We start from the raw sequence: 16,484 nt of genomic DNA, 5'->3' as shown, positions 1-16,484 counted from the left end.
CCTTAAGCGGACCGGGCCCCTCTGGCGCTCGCTTCTTTTTGAAGCAACGTGATGTCGGCCGCATCGGATGTTTCCGGTGCACTGGCTTGGTGGTCCTCCCTCCAAACCCCGAAATGCTACCACTCCGGTTACCGGAGCATCCGATTGAACCTAAATTTGTTCAAAGAGGATGTAGCTATGACATTTACGTCATTTCGATTAATGCAATTTCACCAAAAACTGGATCATGAGCTGCGCGCCGAACTCAAGATGCGCTGGCCCGACCTATTTCGGATCCAGAAGCTGAAGCGCCTAAAACTGGCCGTAAAGGATCGTCTACAGGCGAGTGCGGCAAAGCGTTTGCATAACAAGCAACCCCACCTTCAATAATATAGAAAAACAAGCCCTCTCCCGACACCATATGGCCTGTCCATATGGTGTCTTTTAGGCGCTAACAGGGAATAGAATATGGAATTTCTGATGATGGACTGGCTGGGTACACCGGTCTGGTTCTGGATGGCCTTTCTTGGCCTGGTCGTGGCGTTGACCGCCTTTGATCTTGGCATTTTGCACAAGGAAGACCGCGAGATGGGGATTGGCGAAAGCCTGAAACTATCGGCCTTTTATATCAGCATCGCTTTGGCATTCGGAGTCTGGGTCTATTTCCAGAAAACGGCCACATTTGGCGCCGAAATTGGTGCCGATCTGACGATGAAATATTATACCGGTTTCTTCATAGAAAAGGCATTGTCGATTGATAATATTTTCGTCATCGGCCTGATATTTACAACCTTTTCCATACCGCCAAAATATCAATATCGCGCGTTGTTATGGGGCATAATTGGCGTTATCGTCTTGCGCGGCGTCATGATTGCTTTGGGTGCCGCACTTGTCGAGCAATTCTATTGGGTGCTCTACATTTTCGCACTGTTCCTGATCGCGACGGGCGTGAAAATGCTGTTTGCCAGCGACAAACCAATGGATGTCGCAAACAATCCTGCTGTCCGGTTTATTTCGCGCATCATGCGGGTAACGCCCGAATTGCATGAACAAAAGTTCTTCGTTCGCATTCCCGATACAAGGACCGGAAAGCTTGCTTTAGCTGCGACGCCGTTGTTTCTGGCTTTAGTGGTAATAAATATCGTTGATCTGGTTTTTGCTGTCGATTCCGTGCCTGCAATTTTTGCGATCACAACAGATACATTCATTGTTTACACGTCGAACATCATGGCCGTTTTGGGTCTGCGCGCGTTGTATTTTGCCTTGGCGGCAATGGTACATCGCTTCCACTATCTGAAATATGCCTTGGCGCTTGTACTGGTTTTCATAGGTTCCAAGATTTTTGTTTCCGACTTTCTTTTAAGCGGCGACAAATTTCCACCCGTAATGAGTCTCGCTGTGACTTTCGGCCTGATATTTGGCGGAATCATCTATTCACTCTGGAAAACCAAGAGTGAGGAACCGTCCAATCCCGTGGCCTGAACCTTTTCCAACCCAAATAGGAGAATTAAAATGAGTAAATATATAATGGGTGCCGCAATCGCGGCAGCTATGATTGCCGTTCCGGCCCAAGCAAAGACGACGCAGTCCATGAAATGTGCGGTCGTCAGCCAAGCCAATATTGATGGATTATTTACCGAGTTCAACAATGCGTGGGCGACCAAAAATCCCGATCTGGTAACAAAGCTGTTCACGAAAGATGCAGTCTTGCTCGCGACGGTATCCAACAAGCCACGGCTAAACCATGCAGAAATCCGGGACTATTTCGTCTCCTTTTTGAAAGGCAGCCCGGTTGGTTCAATCAATAGCAGCAGCTATAAGATGGGATGCAACACCGCAGCGCGTCTAGGTACATGGACAGTGCAACTGACGGACGCAGCAACAGGTGCAAAAACCGACGTCAAAGCCCGATATTCATTCATTTATCGCCTTGAAGACGGGAAATGGAAAATTGACCATCTACACTCTTCTATGATGCCGGAAAAGGCTGGTTAACGCCGATCCTTGGTCGGTGCGTTAAAGTCGGGCGGCTTGTTGGCGATCCATGCCACAAACCGCCCGATTTCTTCATGAGCCAATAGCGCAGTGATGTTGGAATAGCGCTTTTCAAGATCACTATTGCTAAAATTTGCGTGGATCGTCCTATGGCAAATCGGGTGGACAGCTTCTCGCGTCTTTCCGCCCCGGCTTTTGGGTATTGGGTGATGCCATTCGGTTATCTCGCCCATTTCACGGCCACAAAGCCAGCACGTGATGGCCGGCGCATTTGATGCCGTTTCTTCATCGTCCAACCAATCGCGCGATTTGCGGGCCACCGGATTTATCGCCTATCGCCGGTCATCAACTTTTCGTCGTACCGAGAAGGTCAAGAACTGCAGCCGTCATTGCTTCGATCCCCAGCCGTACTGATGGCTCCGGGTCAATCCTGAATAGCGGGGAATGGTGCCCAGCAACTGGCTTGCCGCCATTTTTTGCTGCTTCCATCCACTCCGGTGCGGTTCCGCCGACGGCGAAATAATATCCGGGAACATTAAACTTCGGATCGACAAAGAAAGCGAAATCCTCCGCGCCCATGTTCGTCTGACGGAATGGTACAACCACGTCATTACCCAGCGCTTTTGCAATAGCACCATTTAATCGTCGCGCCAACGCGGCATCATTGACCGTGACTGGCGTAGATTCATTGACCTTCACGACAGGCAGTTTATCCTCCGGCAATCCATGCGCGCGGCCAATGCCGACCGCAACCCGCTCAATGGAAGCGATTAGCTTGTCGCGCACGTCCTGACTGTTCGCACGAACCGTAACTTGCAGATCGGCAAATTCCGAAATTATATTATGCTTTGTTCCTGCGTGAAAGGCCCCGACGGTAATCACGCCGGGTTCCAAAGGGCCTTTTTCGCGACTGATGATCGACTGCAGCGCGACCACAATCTGTGACGCGATGTAAACCGGATCACGCCCCAATTGGGGAGCCGCACCATGCGTCGCTATACCCGGAACGCGGATATCGACACTGTCGGCGGATGAATATTGAATGGCTTCGGATGCTGAAATCTTACCGGTTTCCAGTTCGGCCGCGACATGAAAGGCGAGTGCAAAATCTGGCTTGGGAAATCGCGTGTAGAGTCCATCTTTGATCATTGCATTGGCGCCACCAACACGTTCCTCGGCGGGCTGAACGATAAACAATACCGTTCCTTTCCACCTATCTTTCATAGCTGCCAATTGCCGAGCTGTCCCTACAAGCGACGTTATGTGAACGTCATGGCCGCACGCATGCATGACCGGCATTTCGAGACCATCTACACCGACCTGCCGCACAGTCGAAGCATTGGCTAGTCCTGACCGTTCCTGCACGGGCAAACCATCCATGTCGGCACGGACAAGAACAACCGGACCGTCACCGTTTTTCAATACACCGACGACACCGGTCTGACCCACTTTTTCAGTCACAACCATTCCGGGAACAGCGCGCAATTCCTGAGCCATTCGAGCAGCTGTTTTAAACTCGCGAAACGACAGTTCGGGGTTACGATGGAAATGATCCCACAGGGCTGCTAACGATTTGTCATAATCCGCCTTTACCGCCACCGAATAATCCGGTCTGGCCGACGCCGCTGCACAAAAAACAGCACCGCCGAGCACTGCCAATATCAATTTCTTTTTCATCATCCTGCCCCAATTCCCAAATCGCACCTAATTACTTATATGCCGCCAGTCTATCATGGGCAGGCGGCGAAGCAATGACCGACTGGCGCGAATTCGTCCACCATGGTCACATATTGAACGAAGCCCCGTCCGCTCTTCGGGTTGACCCAAAGCCCGGCGCGCAGGCTATAAGCCTCACCCACATGACCTATCCATTGCCCGCCTTTTCCATCGTCCAGCAAATGGACCCCCAAGCCGTAGGCTTTGAAATAGCCTTTATCATCGTCGCCATTACTGCCGTCGAAAGTCCAGGCGGGACTGACCATTTCGTCAAAAACCGCTTCCGACAATAATGGCTTTCCATGTTTCAACAATAATTGGCCAATTTTCGCCAAATCCTGCGCCGAAATTCGTAATCCGCCTTGGGGGCTGAATGCTGAACCATTTTTACCGATTTTGTAAAGCACCTCGACATCGCAACTGCCGTTGGTGGCAGGGTAAACGGCGCAAGGGTCGGCTCCATTCACCGGGGCGTCACGAGCGATGTCGCCATTAGGGCGCAAAAGGGTCACCGCCTTTGCACGTTGCCCTGCGCTGCAACCGGCGCCCCAGTTATAACAGGCATCCAGTTGCAAGGGCGTGAGCACCAGTTGAGCCATCAACCGGTCAAATCTCTCCCCAGTCGCCCCTTCCATCACCGCTGCAATTAGCGGAGAATTAATATTGGCATAACTGAAGTAATTGCCCGGCGGGTGCCGCAATTCCCAAGCTTTATTTTGCGCCAGAACCTGCGACAAATCCCCATCAAGCGGGACAATATAATCGACGCTATCGCGCAAACCCGAACGATGCGACAAAAGATCACGCATGGTGATGGGCGCATCGGGAAAGGCGGGATTCCGCACCGACCAGCCCAGATAGGCATTCACATCGCGATCAAGATCGATTTTTCGCATCTCGACCAAACGCATCACGCCTAAAGCGACCACCAGTTTGGATATCGAGGCGACCCTCACCGGATCATCAATTCGTACAGGCCGTCCGGCAATTCCCGCGTCGCCCCTCGCTAACCGTTGCGAAAGGGTCGACGAAGTGAATTCAATCCTGACTTGCGCCGCGCGAATTTCGGATTTTGACGGTTCTTTTGCATGGACATATGAATAGGGAAGCAATCCCATCATCATTATGCGTGTTAATACCCAACCCAACCGGATCATTTCGCCGGACAGTCCCCGACATATTTCCCGATTGCGTTGCCTTTCATTTTGACTTTGCCAAACATCGGCAGGCGGATATCCACTTCGCTTTCATAATTAAAAGCGGTGTCTCCCATAACACCGGCAAGCAGCATGTCGATACTGCCCATACCTTCCATGCCGCAACTTAGCTCCATTCGTACATTCTGTCCGGACACGTCAAACGCCTTGTACAAACATTTTTCTGCGCCATCGCCTCCGAAGAAATCTGCCCCCGGCTTTTTTGCCTCGGCTTGAGAAAGGCAGGTCCGGTTGGATGCGCCCTTCGCAATTTCATCCATGATCTGCTTTTTTTCGGACTTGCCTAAAGTCGGAACATTTATGTCGGAAAAGACAAATTTGGTTTCCCACAGCCCCGCTTTCATCGGAACGAATGCGTCATAATCCATTTCGGCGGCGCGCTCCTCATTATCGATAACACCGTTGCCATCCTTGTCGGCACCGTTATCGGTACAGGAAACTAAAGTGATACACGCCACCAAAACTCCGGTTGCGACCCTGAGCTTTATCATGCGGGGCAATCCCCGACGCGCTTGCCTTCGATTTTTCCGGTCATTTTCACTGTGCCCATCGGCGTACCTTCGGTGTTTTGATTGATGTTCATCGTGTAGGTTTCGGCTGCAAATTTACCGTCCATCTTGCTCTTGATCGTCATATTGCCCGCAGGTTTACAGGTCATGGCGACCTTCATGCTATCACCTGTGCGCTTTAGCTCTTCAAAAGTGCAATTGGCTTCGGCAGGTGCACCAAAGAAATCGCCGCCGGGCTTGTCGACCTGCTTTTGCGTAAGACAGCTTTTCTGGATCATGCCCTTACCCATCTGCTCTTTCATCTTGCCCTGAAGTTCAGCAGGGATCCCGGGTGCATCAATTTTGTTGAAGCTGATTTTAACTTCCCATTCACCTGGCTTCATCGCCATTGAACCGCCGTCGGCCATCTCGGCCGTTGCTTCGGCATCGGAAATCTTGCCATCGCCGTCGGCATCCGCACCTTTTTCGGAGCAGGCCGAAATGGCAAGCGCAGCGACGCCCAAGATCAGAAATTTACGCATAGGTCTTCCCTCCCGTTTATGTTTGATTGCGTCTACTGTCCCTGCGCCAAGCAAAAGGCAACAAGGATAAGCTGGAATTTGATTGTACCGATAGAGTACCACTTTCTAAAATGTTTGTGAGAGCGGCGTTTGTCAAGTAATCAGACTTGCCGCCGCGTTCGAAAAAGTACATATAGCGAACATGGCTGAACTCATTATCCGCCGTGGGCTGGAAGAACCGGATACGGTCGGCAATTTCATCCCGCATAAACCCGAACGTCCGCCCAAGATGGAAGGTGGCAAGCCCTTTCGTATCGTCTCTGATTATGAACCGGCGGGGGATCAGCCTACCGCCATTCGCGAACTTGCGGAAACCGCATTGGCGGGCGAGAAAAATCAGGTTTTGCTCGGTGTAACCGGCTCCGGCAAAACCTTCACGATGGCCAAGGTTATCGAAAAACTACAAAGACCTGCGCTGATCCTGGCACCCAACAAGATTTTGGCGGCGCAGCTTTATGGCGAATTCAAAAGCTTTTTCCCCGACAATGCCGTCGAATATTTTGTGAGCTATTACGATTATTACCAGCCCGAAGCTTACGTCCCGCGTAGTGATACCTATATCGAGAAAGAATCATCGGTAAACGAAGCTATTGACCGGATGCGGCACTCGGCAACGCGGTCGCTTCTCGAACGCGACGATGTGCTGATCGTGGCTTCGGTGTCGTGCATTTACGGCATAGGGTCGGTCGAAACCTATTCGGCGATGATCTTCGACCTGAAAAAGGGCGAGAATGTCGACCAGCGTGAGCTGATCCGCAAGCTGGTAGCGCTGCAATATAAGCGCAACGACACCGCCTTTACCCGGGGCAATTTCCGGGTACGCGGCGACAATCTGGAAATCTTCCCCAGCCATTATGAAGATATGGCATGGCGCATCAGTTTCTTCGGCGACGAGATCGAGGAAATTGCCGAATTCGATCCCCTGACAGGTACGACCGGCGTGAAATTGAACAGCGTGCGCGTCTATGCCAATAGCCATTATGTCACCCCCGGACCGACGATGAAGCAGGCGAGCGAGGCGATCAAATTCGAGCTTTCCGAACGGTTGAAGGAACTCGTGGCCGAAGGCAAATTGCTGGAGGCACAACGGTTGGAGCAGCGGACGCAATTTGATCTGGAAATGATTGCCGCGACCGGGTCGTGCGCTGGCATTGAAAATTATTCGCGCTTTTTGACCGGCCGCTTGCCGGGTGAACCGCCGCCGACGCTGTTCGAATATCTTCCCGACAACGCCCTGCTGTTTGTCGATGAAAGTCATCAGACCGTGCCGCAAATCGGCGCAATGGCGAAGGGCGACCACCGGCGCAAACTGACTTTGGCCGAATATGGATTCCGACTGCCCAGTTGCATCGATAACCGGCCGCTGCGCTTCAATGAATGGGATGTGATGCGGCCGCAGACTGTGTGCGTGTCGGCCACACCTGGAGGGTGGGAGATGGAGCAATCGGGCGGCGTTTTTGCCGAACAGGTCATCAGGCCCACCGGCCTCATTGACCCGCCGGTCGAGATCAAGCCGGTCGAGGATCAGGTGCAGGATTGCATCAACGAATGTCGCAAGACGGCAGAGGCCGGATACCGGACGCTGGTGACCACCCTGACAAAGCGGATGTCGGAAGACTTGACCGAGTTCATGCACGAAGCAGGGTTGAAGGTGCGCTACATGCACTCCGATGTCGAGACATTGGAACGCATTGAATTGATCCGCGATTTGCGGCGCGGCGTCTATGACGTGCTCGTGGGCATCAACCTGTTGCGCGAGGGTCTCGATATTCCGGAATGTGGCCTCGTCGCCATTTTGGATGCCGACAAGGAAGGCTTCTTACGCAGCGAGACCAGCCTGATCCAGACCATCGGCCGCGCGGCGCGTAATGTCGACGGGCGGGTGATTCTCTATGCGGACCGCATGACGGGCAGCATGGAGCGCGCCATCCGGGAAACCGACCGTCGCCGGGAAAAGCAGCGCGAGTATAATGTGCTGCACGGCATTACCCCTGCCACCATCAAGCGGAATATCCACGACATCGTCGCCGACACCGCCAGCCGGGATTCGGTGCTGGTGGAGATCGATGCCGAAGGGGCGAACAATCTGGTCGGCCACAATCTGCGCGCCTATATCGAGGAACTGGAAAAGAAGATGCGCGCGGCGGCCGCAGATCTGGAATTCGAGGAAGCCGGACGGTTGCGCGACGAAATCCGCTCGCTGGAGGCGACCGAATTGGGCTTACCTCATGAACATCATATCGCAGCACCTGTGGGAAGGGCGCAAGAAGGCAGACCGGGAACGCGGAAGATGCGTTACGGAAAAACGCAGCGGAAGTTTGGGCGTTAGTAGATCGATTTACAAAAAGGGAAGAAAATGAGCCAATTTGGCAAAGCGATTGCTTTTGGGATGCCTTCAATTCACGTATCGAACTGGATCGCAAATTACTCGGGTTGGATGTTCCCCAAGATCGAATTAGGTTGAATAGCTTTTAACGATCGCACCCAATGACACATGAGATTGACAAACCACAATTTGTCCTATATGACAGACAAGTTATCGAAATACGAGAAACAATCGAATTTCGATATTGGCTCGATGGTTTGCGAGACCGGAAGGCGCGTCTGCGGATTGATGACAGGATCAGGCGACTTGCCGCAGGAAATCCGGGTGACGCCAAATCTGTTGGCGATGGTGTTCAGGAATTGCGGTTCAAATTTGGACCGGGTTATCGGGTTTATTATGTCTGGGTCGGCACCGTGCTGGTTCTCCTGCTGACCGGAGGCGACAAAGACAGTCAGGTGCGTGATATTGTACGCGCCAAACAACTTGCAAAGGAAGTAGAAGATGGCGTTGAAGACACTCCCCTTTGATCCCGCCCGCCACATCGAAACCGAGGAAGATATTTTCTATTACCTAGAAGCAGCGATGGAAGGGAATGATCCGAGACATATAGCCCGAGCATTGGGTGACGTTGCACGGTCACAAGGTATGACCGATATCGCTAAGAAAACCGGGCTTGGTCGTCAGGCGCTTTACACTGCGCTTTCCGAGAATGGGAACCCAACCTTGGAAACGCTGACGGCGGTTTTAGGCGCATTAGGGTTCGAACTTACAATTCAGAAGCGCGCTGCTTAAGTTCAACTCTTCGGCAGTCTTGCAATTAGCTTTTCAACCGAGGCAAGGCGTACCGGCTTTGTCGGGGTAGGCGACGCCTGCGTTTCTTTGGCTGCCTTGCGATCAATATCTTTCAGCAGATCGCCCGAAAGCCCGAAGCCGGTTTTGACTAAAGCCGATTTGATCACCGGCTTGGTGGCTTCGGCCAAGCGCACCGGTGTCGCGGCAGGTAAGGCAGGAATGACGCGATCTTTCAATAGCAAAGCAACGGCTTTGCGCGCTTCGGAATCACTACGGCGCTGTTTGGGATAAATGAAGCCGTGCACCGGCCATTCCGTGCTGCCGAGCGCTTCATTGGGTGTATACCAGACGCGGACGCGGCTCCAGTCGTTCGCTTCGGACACATCAACCGCGCGGACGTCTTCCTCGATATGGCCGCGCACGCCGCCTATCGTTGACCAGTTAGCATGGCTGATGACGATAGTCCGGTCATCCACTATGCGCCGGACAGCCGCAACATGGCCTAGGCGCATATTGCCATGGGGCGGGAATGCCAGCACGGCACCTACTTCGGGTGTATTGCCACGTGCATATTTGCCCTCGGCCTGCCCCCACCAGCTATGGGCATCACCATAAATGGTCACACCCGACAAAGCCCGCGCATAGGGCACGCATTGCAGACCTTCATTCAGCGCGAAGGCTGGTGATGCCAAAAGAAGTAGGGTCAGGAATGCCGCTTTCATGTAAAATGTGATAAATTAAGATCACAAATGTCGGCCTAAGGCATATGGTTAACGCTAAGAGAATAAAGATAAACAGGGCGTTAAGCGCGCCCACGCAGCCGCTGTTAGAACAGCCTGTATACCGCGGAAATCGCGGCCAATCCCAATGTTAGTGCGACAAACAGACGCCAGATATGCGCTGGTATCGTGCCGAAAGATTTCGCCCCCAGCCAATTGCCGGCCAGCATTGGGGGAAACAATATCAATGATAGCAACAGCAGCCGCCAACTGGCCAGACCAAGCGCCAGGGATGAAATGGTCCCGGCTATCGCCGTGGCGAAAAAGACGAGCATCATCGACGCCCGCGCTTCGGCCGGGGGAATGGGTTGGCGCAGATAATATGGCACAACCGGCGGCCCCGGCATGGCGGCAAACCCCGTCAATATTCCAGAGGCGATTCCGGTTAATGCGGTTTCCTGCGGCCCCGGCCGCAGTTCGCCACGCGGAGGCAACAATATGAGTATGAACGCTCCAATAGCGATCATAACAATTAACAGACGAGCCACATCGGGCGTTGTTTGCTGCAATAGCCATATTCCAAGGGGCGTCGCCATGACGGCATAGGCCGCAATGGAAAGCGCGCTTTTACGGTGCGCGTCTGCATATATTATCTTTATGCCGACCGGCCCGATCAACACTTGCAACAATATGCCAAGCACAACGGCTTCGGCGGGCGTCACTATCAGCCCCAGTAAAGGGACCAATATAATCGCCATACCAAAACCGGTGAGGCCACGGACATAGGCGGCACCAAAGGTCATGGCCGCGGCTGCCGCCAACATGACAGGATCAATTCCCGCCAAGGTCTCGATCGAAATTATACTCGCAAATCCGGGGGTGTCGCTTCGGTGGTTAGCATTTCAACCGCCTCATCCAGCGACATGATCCGCTGTCCATCCGACCCTAAGGAGCGGATGGCGACTTTGCCTTCCTCAGCCTCGCGCATACCGACAACCAGCAGATGCGGGACTTTCGCCAGACTGTGCTCGCGCACCTTATAATTGATCTTTTCATTGCGGAAATCACTTTCCACGCGCAGTCCTGCGGCGCGCAGCCGTTCGGTGACGGCCCGTCCATAACCGTCTGCATCCGAAACGATGGTCGCGACCACTGCCTGCACAGGTGCCAACCAGACCGGGAAGCGGCCGGCATAATGTTCGATCAAGATACCGATAAATCGCTCATAAGAGCCGAAAATCGCACGGTGCAGCATGACGGGACGGTGGCGTGCGCCATCTTCACCAACATAGCTGGCATCCAGACGCTCGGGCAGAACGCGGTCCGACTGGATTGTCCCCACCTGCCATGTGCGCCCTATGGCGTCGGTCAGATGCCATTCCAGCTTGGGCGCATAAAAGGCGCCTTCGCCGGGCAGTTCTTCCCAACCAAATTCTGCGGTCGCAAGACCCGCGCGCACAACGGCATCGCGCAGTTCGTTTTCCGCCTTGTCCCAATCGGCATCGGACCCAAAACGCTTTTCAGGGCGAAGCGCCAGCTTGATCGAATAGGTAAAGCCGAAATCCTTATAGATCCGGTCCGCCAGCGCGCAGAAATCCTGCACCTCGGCAACAATCTGGTCTTCACGGCAAAAAATATGGGCATCATCTTGCGTAAACTGCCGCACGCGCATCAGGCCGTGCAGCGCGCCATGTGGTTCGTTGCGGTGGCAGCAGCCATGCTCATAAAGCCGCAGCGGAAGGTCGCGATAGGATTTGATACCCTGCCGGAAGATCAGCACATGCGCCGGACAGTTCATGGGCTTTAGCGCCATCCAGTCGGCATCGCCCGAAATGACCGGGCCTTCATCGTCTACATTGGGGACTTCATCGGGGATCACGAACATATTCTCGCGATATTTGCCCCAGTGGCCCGACTGTTCCCATTGCCGCGCATCCATGACCTGAGGCGTCTTTACCTCCTGATAGCCCGTCGCGTCGATGGCGCGGCGCATATAGGATTCGAGCTGACGCCAGATGGTAAAGCCGTGCGGATGCCAGAACACCGAACCATGTGCCTCTTGCTGCAGATGGAACAGGTCCATATCCTGACCCAGGCGGCGATGGTCGCGCTTCGCCGCTTCTTCGAGGCGCACCAGATGTGCATCAAGCTGCTTCTTATTGAGCCAGCCGGTGCCGTAGATGCGGCTCAACTGGGCGTTGTTCTGATCACCGCGCCAATAGGCACCGGCGACGCGCGTCAGCTTGAATGCTTGCGGATCAAGCTTTCCGGTCGACGCCAGATGCGGCCCACGGCACATGTCCATCCAGTCATCACCCGACCAGTAAACCGTCAGTTCTTCGCCATCGGGCAATTCACGCGCCCACTCGGCCTTAAAGCTTTCGCCCGCCGCCGCCCATGTCGCGATCAGCACGTCACGGGACATGATTTCACGGCGCAACGGCTTGTCAGCGCGGATGATCTCGCGCATCTTTTCTTCAATGACGGGCAGGTCATCGAGCGTGAACGGCCCACGACTGACCGGTGCCATCACATCATAATAGAAACCGTCGTCGGTCGCCGGTCCGAATGTAATTTGCGTCCCCGGGAAAAGCTTCTGCACCGCCTCGGCCAGGATATGTGCAAAATCATGACGGGCCAATTCCAGCGCTTCGGCCTCGTCCTTTGACGTAATCAACGCAAGCTGCGTATCGGCGTCCAAGGGCCGCGTAATGTCACGCACCTCGCCATCCACGCGCGCCGCCAAGGCCGCCTTCGCAAGTCCTGGACCGATAGCCGCAGCAATCTGTGCTGGGGTGGTTCCGCAAGGCACTTCTCGGGCAGAGCCATCGGGAAGGGTTATGCGGATCATCTCGGACATGGGGAAATCTATCTTTCTTTAGGGTTTAAGAAGTGCCCCTTTGCCAGCCCGGAGCAAAAGCCGCAACCCCGCAGAAAGGGGCACATTTTAACGTCAGCAACCTCGGAATTGCTAAAATATGCAAAGGTACCTTGACAAAAATTAGAGCCATTGTAAAGAGACCTTGTCATTATAGAAAGGTTGTTTGACATGCTGAATTGGGGAGGTCTCGCGCCTTATATGCGGCGTTATACGATACGGATCATGCTTTTCATGGCGTCATATGTTGTCATTTTGACCAGTAGCCTCGCCTTTGCGCGAAGCGGTGCGCCCCATTCTCAAGCCACGCTTATTGGGTTGGCGTTGATAACCGCCTTTCCTATAATCGGTATGTTTTGGGCAATATTTCGTTTGCTGGTCGAAACCGATGATGAATATCAACGGCTATTGTTCGCCAAACAGACACTGCTCGCCACCGCGATTACACTGGTAATCGTGACCGTGTGGCAGTTCCTGCAAGTCTATGATGTCGTTGCCACCGGCCCTCAATGGATGGGTGTCATCTGGTTCGGGGCGCTGGGTATCGCTGGCCCGGTTGTGCGTTGGAAGGCATGAAGAACCGCTTGAAGATTCTGCGCGCCGAGCGCGACTGGAGCCAGCAGGATTTGGCAGACGCTCTGGGCGTGTCGCGCCAGTCGGTCAACGCGATCGAAACGGGGAAATATGATCCGTCGTTGCCGCTGGCGTTCCGTATTGCCGATTTGTTCGAACAGCCTATAGAGAATATCTTTCTGCGTATGTGAATGGGGATGCGTGCGCGTCACATGTTTTGAAGGTGATTTGCATGTCCGTCCTCATCGGTGTCCCATCCGGGCGTGGGTCCATGTCTGTCGAAACAACGACATCATTGATGAATCTCGGTCTTATTTTTAAGCACAAGAATATTGATTACAGCTTTGTCAGCGTTTCGAACGCCGAAGTTGCAACTGCCCGCAATGTTCTGGCTGCCCATTTTTTGCAGACTGGCCATGATGTGTTTATTGGCATTGACGATGACATCGGAATTGAAATGGCGGTGCTGGAACGGCTGTTAAACCATGATGCGGATTTTTTGGCAGTTTACCAACCGCAGCGAACATTGGACTTGAACGCATTCGAGAAAGCAATTTTGTCCGGCAAACGCGGCAGTGACGCACAATTTGCAGCCGCGCCCTATGTCGGTACAAATTCCAATCCTACAAATCCCGAATATGGCACCATCGGTAAAGTACAATTCATTGGCACAGGTTTCTATATATTGAAACGCGCTGTGCTGGAGGTAATGGTCGAAAAGGGCATTGCCATGTCAATGCAAACACGCATGCCGAACTTTAGCCAGAAAACCTATGGATTTTTCAACAATATTACCGACGACAAGCTTGGCCATCTTTCGGAAGATTACAGCTTTTGCACCCGCGTCACACGCGCCGGTTTCGACATTCACGCCTATCTCGGACCCGGTGTAAGCCACACGGGTCCGATGGCATTTCAGAGCTGAAATCGGAGGTAAAGACCCTTGGCCTATCCCGCGGTTTTATTTTTCCGATAGGGGACGAATTCACCTAGGCTGCACACTGGCCCTTGAATACCGGTGGTCCGATCGACCAGCTTTATCAGGTCACCTCTGCATTTCTGGCTGCCAAATTGTTCGGTAACGATGACATCGTTATCATTGGCAAGGCCGGGGCAACCGCCGCGCAAGGTGTTTTTATACACAAGCCGCCCGGAGACACGATAAAGGAGAATGTCATCGCTGATGCGGATGACGTTGGCGCCATTGAAATCGCTGATGCAGTTCACGGCCTCGCCCGCGACCTTGCCCGAAAGTTCTTTGGTCAAGCGAACCGATTGTTTATCGGTTAAGGGTTTGGGTGTGCTGTCAACCGGTCCACACGCGGCGATCGCCGACACAAATACGGCCAGTGCGAGAATCATTTTTTTGTGCATGATATTGCTCCTTGATCGATACATCTCATTACCAACCTGAACGGTACATTAGCAATATATAGCAGCGCTATGCCTTTTTTCGTGTGGCGTGACATTTACGATTACGCCGCCGAGGTCAATGTCCGCAGCATCGTCAAGCACGGCCAAGGCCCTTGCACCATTTTCCATCGCGAGTATGAGCGTCGCGGCCCCTATCCGGTCCTTGGATACGGGCCGGGCATAGGTCAGAATTTTGCCCTTGCCTTGAGGCGCGCTGTCCAATGCGACCGATTTGGCATGATATCCAGTTGCGACTTCGCCCATCCAAGGCTGCGCCGGTTGATGCGCCGTATAGATACCCACCGCCTGTTTCGACATAACCCCGCCATTGGCTGTAACCAGAGCCGGTTTCGACCCATTGCTTCGCAAGGCGTCGACCATAGCAGACAGGCTATAGGTTGCGTATCCGTTGCCGGGTCCGCCAAAAAAGTTAAGCCCTCCGGTCAAAGTATAATCTCCCAGCGACCGCAAGGGGTCGCCCAAAGTATCGACCGCCCCGTAAACGGCGACCGGGAAACAACTGTAAATGTCGACGGGCCCCAGATCGGTTGCAGCGATTCCTGCCTGATCAAGTGCGGCGTGCAAGGCGAAATCCAGCGCGCGGGCATATATGATATCCGCACGTTCGGAATAAGGTGCCTCCTTCGTTTCACTGGCCCCTGCAAGCCAGACCATCTTGTCATCAGCCACGCCCAATTCGCGCGCCTTGCCTGCGCTGGTCAATATGATGGCGCCGCCAAGATCCACCGCATCTTGGGCCACCCGCCAGCGACGATATATGTCGGTCAGCCGAAAATCTTTCTCATGGTCACGCACCAGATCACGTGTCGTAAAATGCTTTGCAAATTGGGCATGTTCGCGGGTCAGTGACTTGGCCGACATCGCCGCCCCCAACTCGGCCATATGGACCAGATAATCCTCACGGGACAGCCCGAGACCCAAACGCCGCGCATTTTCAAGGAGCGAATAGGCCAGCGGCATCGATATAATCCCGTGCCGGATTTCGGCCCGGCTCAATATCGAGAAGCTTGAAAGCACGTTGTCGAAAGGAGTGTCCGACGCCAGTCGCCAATCCAGCTCGACCCCTGCTTTTCGGGCCCGCTTGGCGGTGCCCATTGCCTCTGCCGCGACGATGACTGCCAGTCCGGTTTCCCCCCGCCGGATTTCGCCTGCCAATTCGTGGACCATTGCCTGCGGGCTTTGTCCACCGACATCGGCATAGATCAGCCGCGCGGCGGTGATGCCACCAGCCGCGCCGAAGGCTTCAGGGACATTATCGGGCGATCCCGTGCCCATCGAAACACCGCTGTCTTCAAATGTCCGGATCGCGGCGATCACGTCAATAGCCGCGGCGACGGCATCTGCCTGACCGGTGTCGGCGAGTGCAACCTTTATGGCTTGGCCTGCCAGTTCAACCGGTCGCGGCCAGTCGCCCGCGACCGTTTTGCGGCTTGCTTCACCTACCCCGATTATGACGGGAGCCTGTGCATCAAAACCCACCCGATATTCCTCTCACAAAGTTCTTAACTGTACGCTTAGGGTCAGGACCCATTAAAAACACTTGCGAGGTTTGAGGCCATTTTGCACAGGGCAAGGAAGGAAGCCGCAGGGATAAAAATTTATCTCAAGGCTTTCTGACGCGGCCATGAGCAAAATGGGTCAAATCCTTCGGACGTCAAAATGGCTTCGATCTCGGACCAAAATACGCTTGCCGGTAGAATGACTATCGGCGGCGCGCATTTTGGTCCGATATCTTCGCCATTTTGACGCCTCGCAAGTGTTTTTAATGGGTCCTGACCCTAAATAT

At 53.8% G+C, this 16,484-nt stretch carries 19 protein-coding genes; 9 read left to right on the top strand and 10 right to left on the bottom strand.

The window, feature by feature from the left end; genetic code table 11:
* Positions 1 to 51: 51 nt before the first annotated feature.
* From EUU23_RS14365 to EUU23_RS12980, 3 genes are all read left to right on the top strand, one after another.
* Positions 52 to 369, top strand: coding sequence for an HP1242/YdcH family protein (locus tag EUU23_RS14365; protein WP_343032724.1), 318 nt, complete (start codon positions 52 to 54; stop codon positions 367 to 369).
* Positions 370 to 447: 78 nt separating this feature from the next.
* On the top strand, positions 448 to 1,461 hold the full coding sequence (locus EUU23_RS12985) for a TerC family protein (protein WP_160354491.1): 1,014 nt from the start codon (positions 448 to 450) through the stop codon (positions 1,459 to 1,461).
* A 30-nt stretch (positions 1,462 to 1,491) separates the two neighbouring features.
* A complete protein-coding gene (locus tag EUU23_RS12980) occupies positions 1,492 to 1,974 on the top strand; it encodes an SgcJ/EcaC family oxidoreductase (protein WP_218939609.1) in 483 nt (160 codons plus the stop codon).
* Here EUU23_RS12980 and EUU23_RS12975 read toward each other — a convergent pair.
* From EUU23_RS12975 to EUU23_RS12955, 5 genes are read right to left on the bottom strand one after another with little or no spacing between them, the layout of a single operon-like run.
* A complete protein-coding gene (locus EUU23_RS12975; protein ID WP_425505118.1) occupies positions 1,971 to 2,294 on the bottom strand; it encodes an HNH endonuclease in 324 nt (107 codons plus the stop codon). The two genes, EUU23_RS12980 and EUU23_RS12975, sit on opposite strands and share 4 nt — an antisense overlap.
* A gap of 25 nt (positions 2,295 to 2,319) precedes the next feature.
* Positions 2,320 to 3,654 carry an amidohydrolase gene (locus tag EUU23_RS12970; RefSeq protein ID WP_218939608.1) on the bottom strand — a complete coding sequence of 445 codons (1,335 nt, stop codon included), beginning with the start codon at positions 3,652 to 3,654 and terminating at the stop codon, positions 2,320 to 2,322.
* 50 nt (positions 3,655 to 3,704) lie between these two features.
* Positions 3,705 to 4,814 carry a serine hydrolase domain-containing protein gene (locus EUU23_RS12965; protein WP_160354490.1) on the bottom strand — a complete coding sequence of 370 codons (1,110 nt, stop codon included), beginning with the start codon at positions 4,812 to 4,814 and terminating at the stop codon, positions 3,705 to 3,707.
* A 29-nt stretch (positions 4,815 to 4,843) separates the two neighbouring features.
* Complete coding sequence (locus EUU23_RS12960) at positions 4,844 to 5,398, bottom strand: DUF3617 domain-containing protein (protein WP_160354489.1); 555 nt, start codon at positions 5,396 to 5,398, stop codon at positions 4,844 to 4,846.
* On the bottom strand, positions 5,395 to 5,937 hold the full coding sequence (locus EUU23_RS12955) for a DUF3617 domain-containing protein (RefSeq protein WP_160354488.1): 543 nt from the start codon (positions 5,935 to 5,937) through the stop codon (positions 5,395 to 5,397). The genes EUU23_RS12960 and EUU23_RS12955 overlap by 4 nt, the downstream gene beginning before the upstream one ends.
* Before the next feature lie 181 nt (positions 5,938 to 6,118).
* Between EUU23_RS12955 and uvrB the strand changes: the two genes are divergently transcribed.
* The 3 genes from uvrB (at position 6,119) to EUU23_RS12940 (ending at position 9,094) form a co-directional block, all read left to right on the top strand.
* Complete coding sequence (gene uvrB / locus EUU23_RS12950) at positions 6,119 to 8,305, top strand: excinuclease ABC subunit UvrB (protein WP_160354487.1); 2,187 nt, start codon at positions 6,119 to 6,121, stop codon at positions 8,303 to 8,305.
* Positions 8,306 to 8,463: 158 nt separating this feature from the next.
* Complete coding sequence (locus tag EUU23_RS12945) at positions 8,464 to 8,829, top strand: type II toxin-antitoxin system RelE/ParE family toxin (RefSeq protein ID WP_160354486.1); 366 nt, start codon at positions 8,464 to 8,466, stop codon at positions 8,827 to 8,829.
* Complete coding sequence (locus EUU23_RS12940; protein WP_160354485.1) at positions 8,804 to 9,094, top strand: addiction module antidote protein; 291 nt, start codon at positions 8,804 to 8,806, stop codon at positions 9,092 to 9,094. The genes EUU23_RS12945 and EUU23_RS12940 overlap by 26 nt, the downstream gene beginning before the upstream one ends.
* A 2-nt stretch (positions 9,095 to 9,096) precedes the next feature.
* On the opposite strand, the gene EUU23_RS12935 is transcribed toward EUU23_RS12940, so the two are convergent.
* The 3 genes from EUU23_RS12935 to thrS form a co-directional block, all read right to left on the bottom strand.
* Positions 9,097 to 9,786: a CHAP domain-containing protein gene (locus tag EUU23_RS12935; RefSeq protein ID WP_246156455.1), complete on the bottom strand. Its 690-nt coding sequence runs from the start codon at positions 9,784 to 9,786 to the stop codon at positions 9,097 to 9,099.
* Between the two features lie 134 nt (positions 9,787 to 9,920).
* Positions 9,921 to 10,637, bottom strand: a complete 717-nt coding sequence (locus EUU23_RS12930; protein WP_160354483.1) for a sulfite exporter TauE/SafE family protein — start codon at positions 10,635 to 10,637, stop codon at positions 9,921 to 9,923.
* A 35-nt stretch (positions 10,638 to 10,672) separates the two neighbouring features.
* On the bottom strand, positions 10,673 to 12,673 hold the full coding sequence (gene thrS / locus EUU23_RS12925) for a threonine--tRNA ligase (RefSeq protein WP_179956550.1): 2,001 nt from the start codon (positions 12,671 to 12,673) through the stop codon (positions 10,673 to 10,675).
* A gap of 219 nt (positions 12,674 to 12,892) precedes the next feature.
* Between thrS and EUU23_RS12920 the strand changes: the two genes are divergently transcribed.
* Genes EUU23_RS12920 through EUU23_RS12910 form a run of 3 tightly spaced genes read left to right on the top strand, consistent with a single transcriptional unit; the run spans position 12,893 to position 14,189 of the window.
* The gene (locus EUU23_RS12920; protein ID WP_160354482.1) at positions 12,893 to 13,267 is read left to right on the top strand and encodes a hypothetical protein; all 375 of its coding nucleotides are present in this window, start codon (positions 12,893 to 12,895) and stop codon (positions 13,265 to 13,267) included.
* Complete coding sequence (locus EUU23_RS12915; RefSeq protein ID WP_160354481.1) at positions 13,264 to 13,455, top strand: helix-turn-helix transcriptional regulator; 192 nt, start codon at positions 13,264 to 13,266, stop codon at positions 13,453 to 13,455. The genes EUU23_RS12920 and EUU23_RS12915 overlap by 4 nt, the downstream gene beginning before the upstream one ends.
* A 41-nt stretch (positions 13,456 to 13,496) precedes the next feature.
* Positions 13,497 to 14,189, top strand: coding sequence for a hypothetical protein (locus tag EUU23_RS12910; protein WP_160354480.1), 693 nt, complete (start codon positions 13,497 to 13,499; stop codon positions 14,187 to 14,189).
* 23 nt (positions 14,190 to 14,212) lie between these two features.
* On the opposite strand, the gene EUU23_RS12905 is transcribed toward EUU23_RS12910, so the two are convergent.
* Together EUU23_RS12905 and EUU23_RS12900 are read right to left on the bottom strand one after the other, a co-directional pair.
* Positions 14,213 to 14,638 (bottom strand): DUF6491 family protein, encoded by a 426-nt coding sequence (locus tag EUU23_RS12905; protein WP_246156454.1) that lies wholly within the window; start codon positions 14,636 to 14,638, stop codon positions 14,213 to 14,215.
* A 48-nt stretch (positions 14,639 to 14,686) separates the two neighbouring features.
* A complete protein-coding gene (locus EUU23_RS12900) occupies positions 14,687 to 16,177 on the bottom strand; it encodes a hypothetical protein (protein WP_160354479.1) in 1,491 nt (496 codons plus the stop codon).
* Positions 16,178 to 16,484: the final 307 nt, after the last annotated feature.

Origin of the sequence: Sphingorhabdus profundilacus, assembly GCF_009769755.1 — a bacterium.
Lineage (GTDB): Bacteria > Pseudomonadota > Alphaproteobacteria > Sphingomonadales > Sphingomonadaceae > Sphingorhabdus_B > Sphingorhabdus_B profundilacus.
Note: the sequence above shows the minus strand (reverse complement) of the source record. Positions and strands in the feature narration are given on the sequence as shown.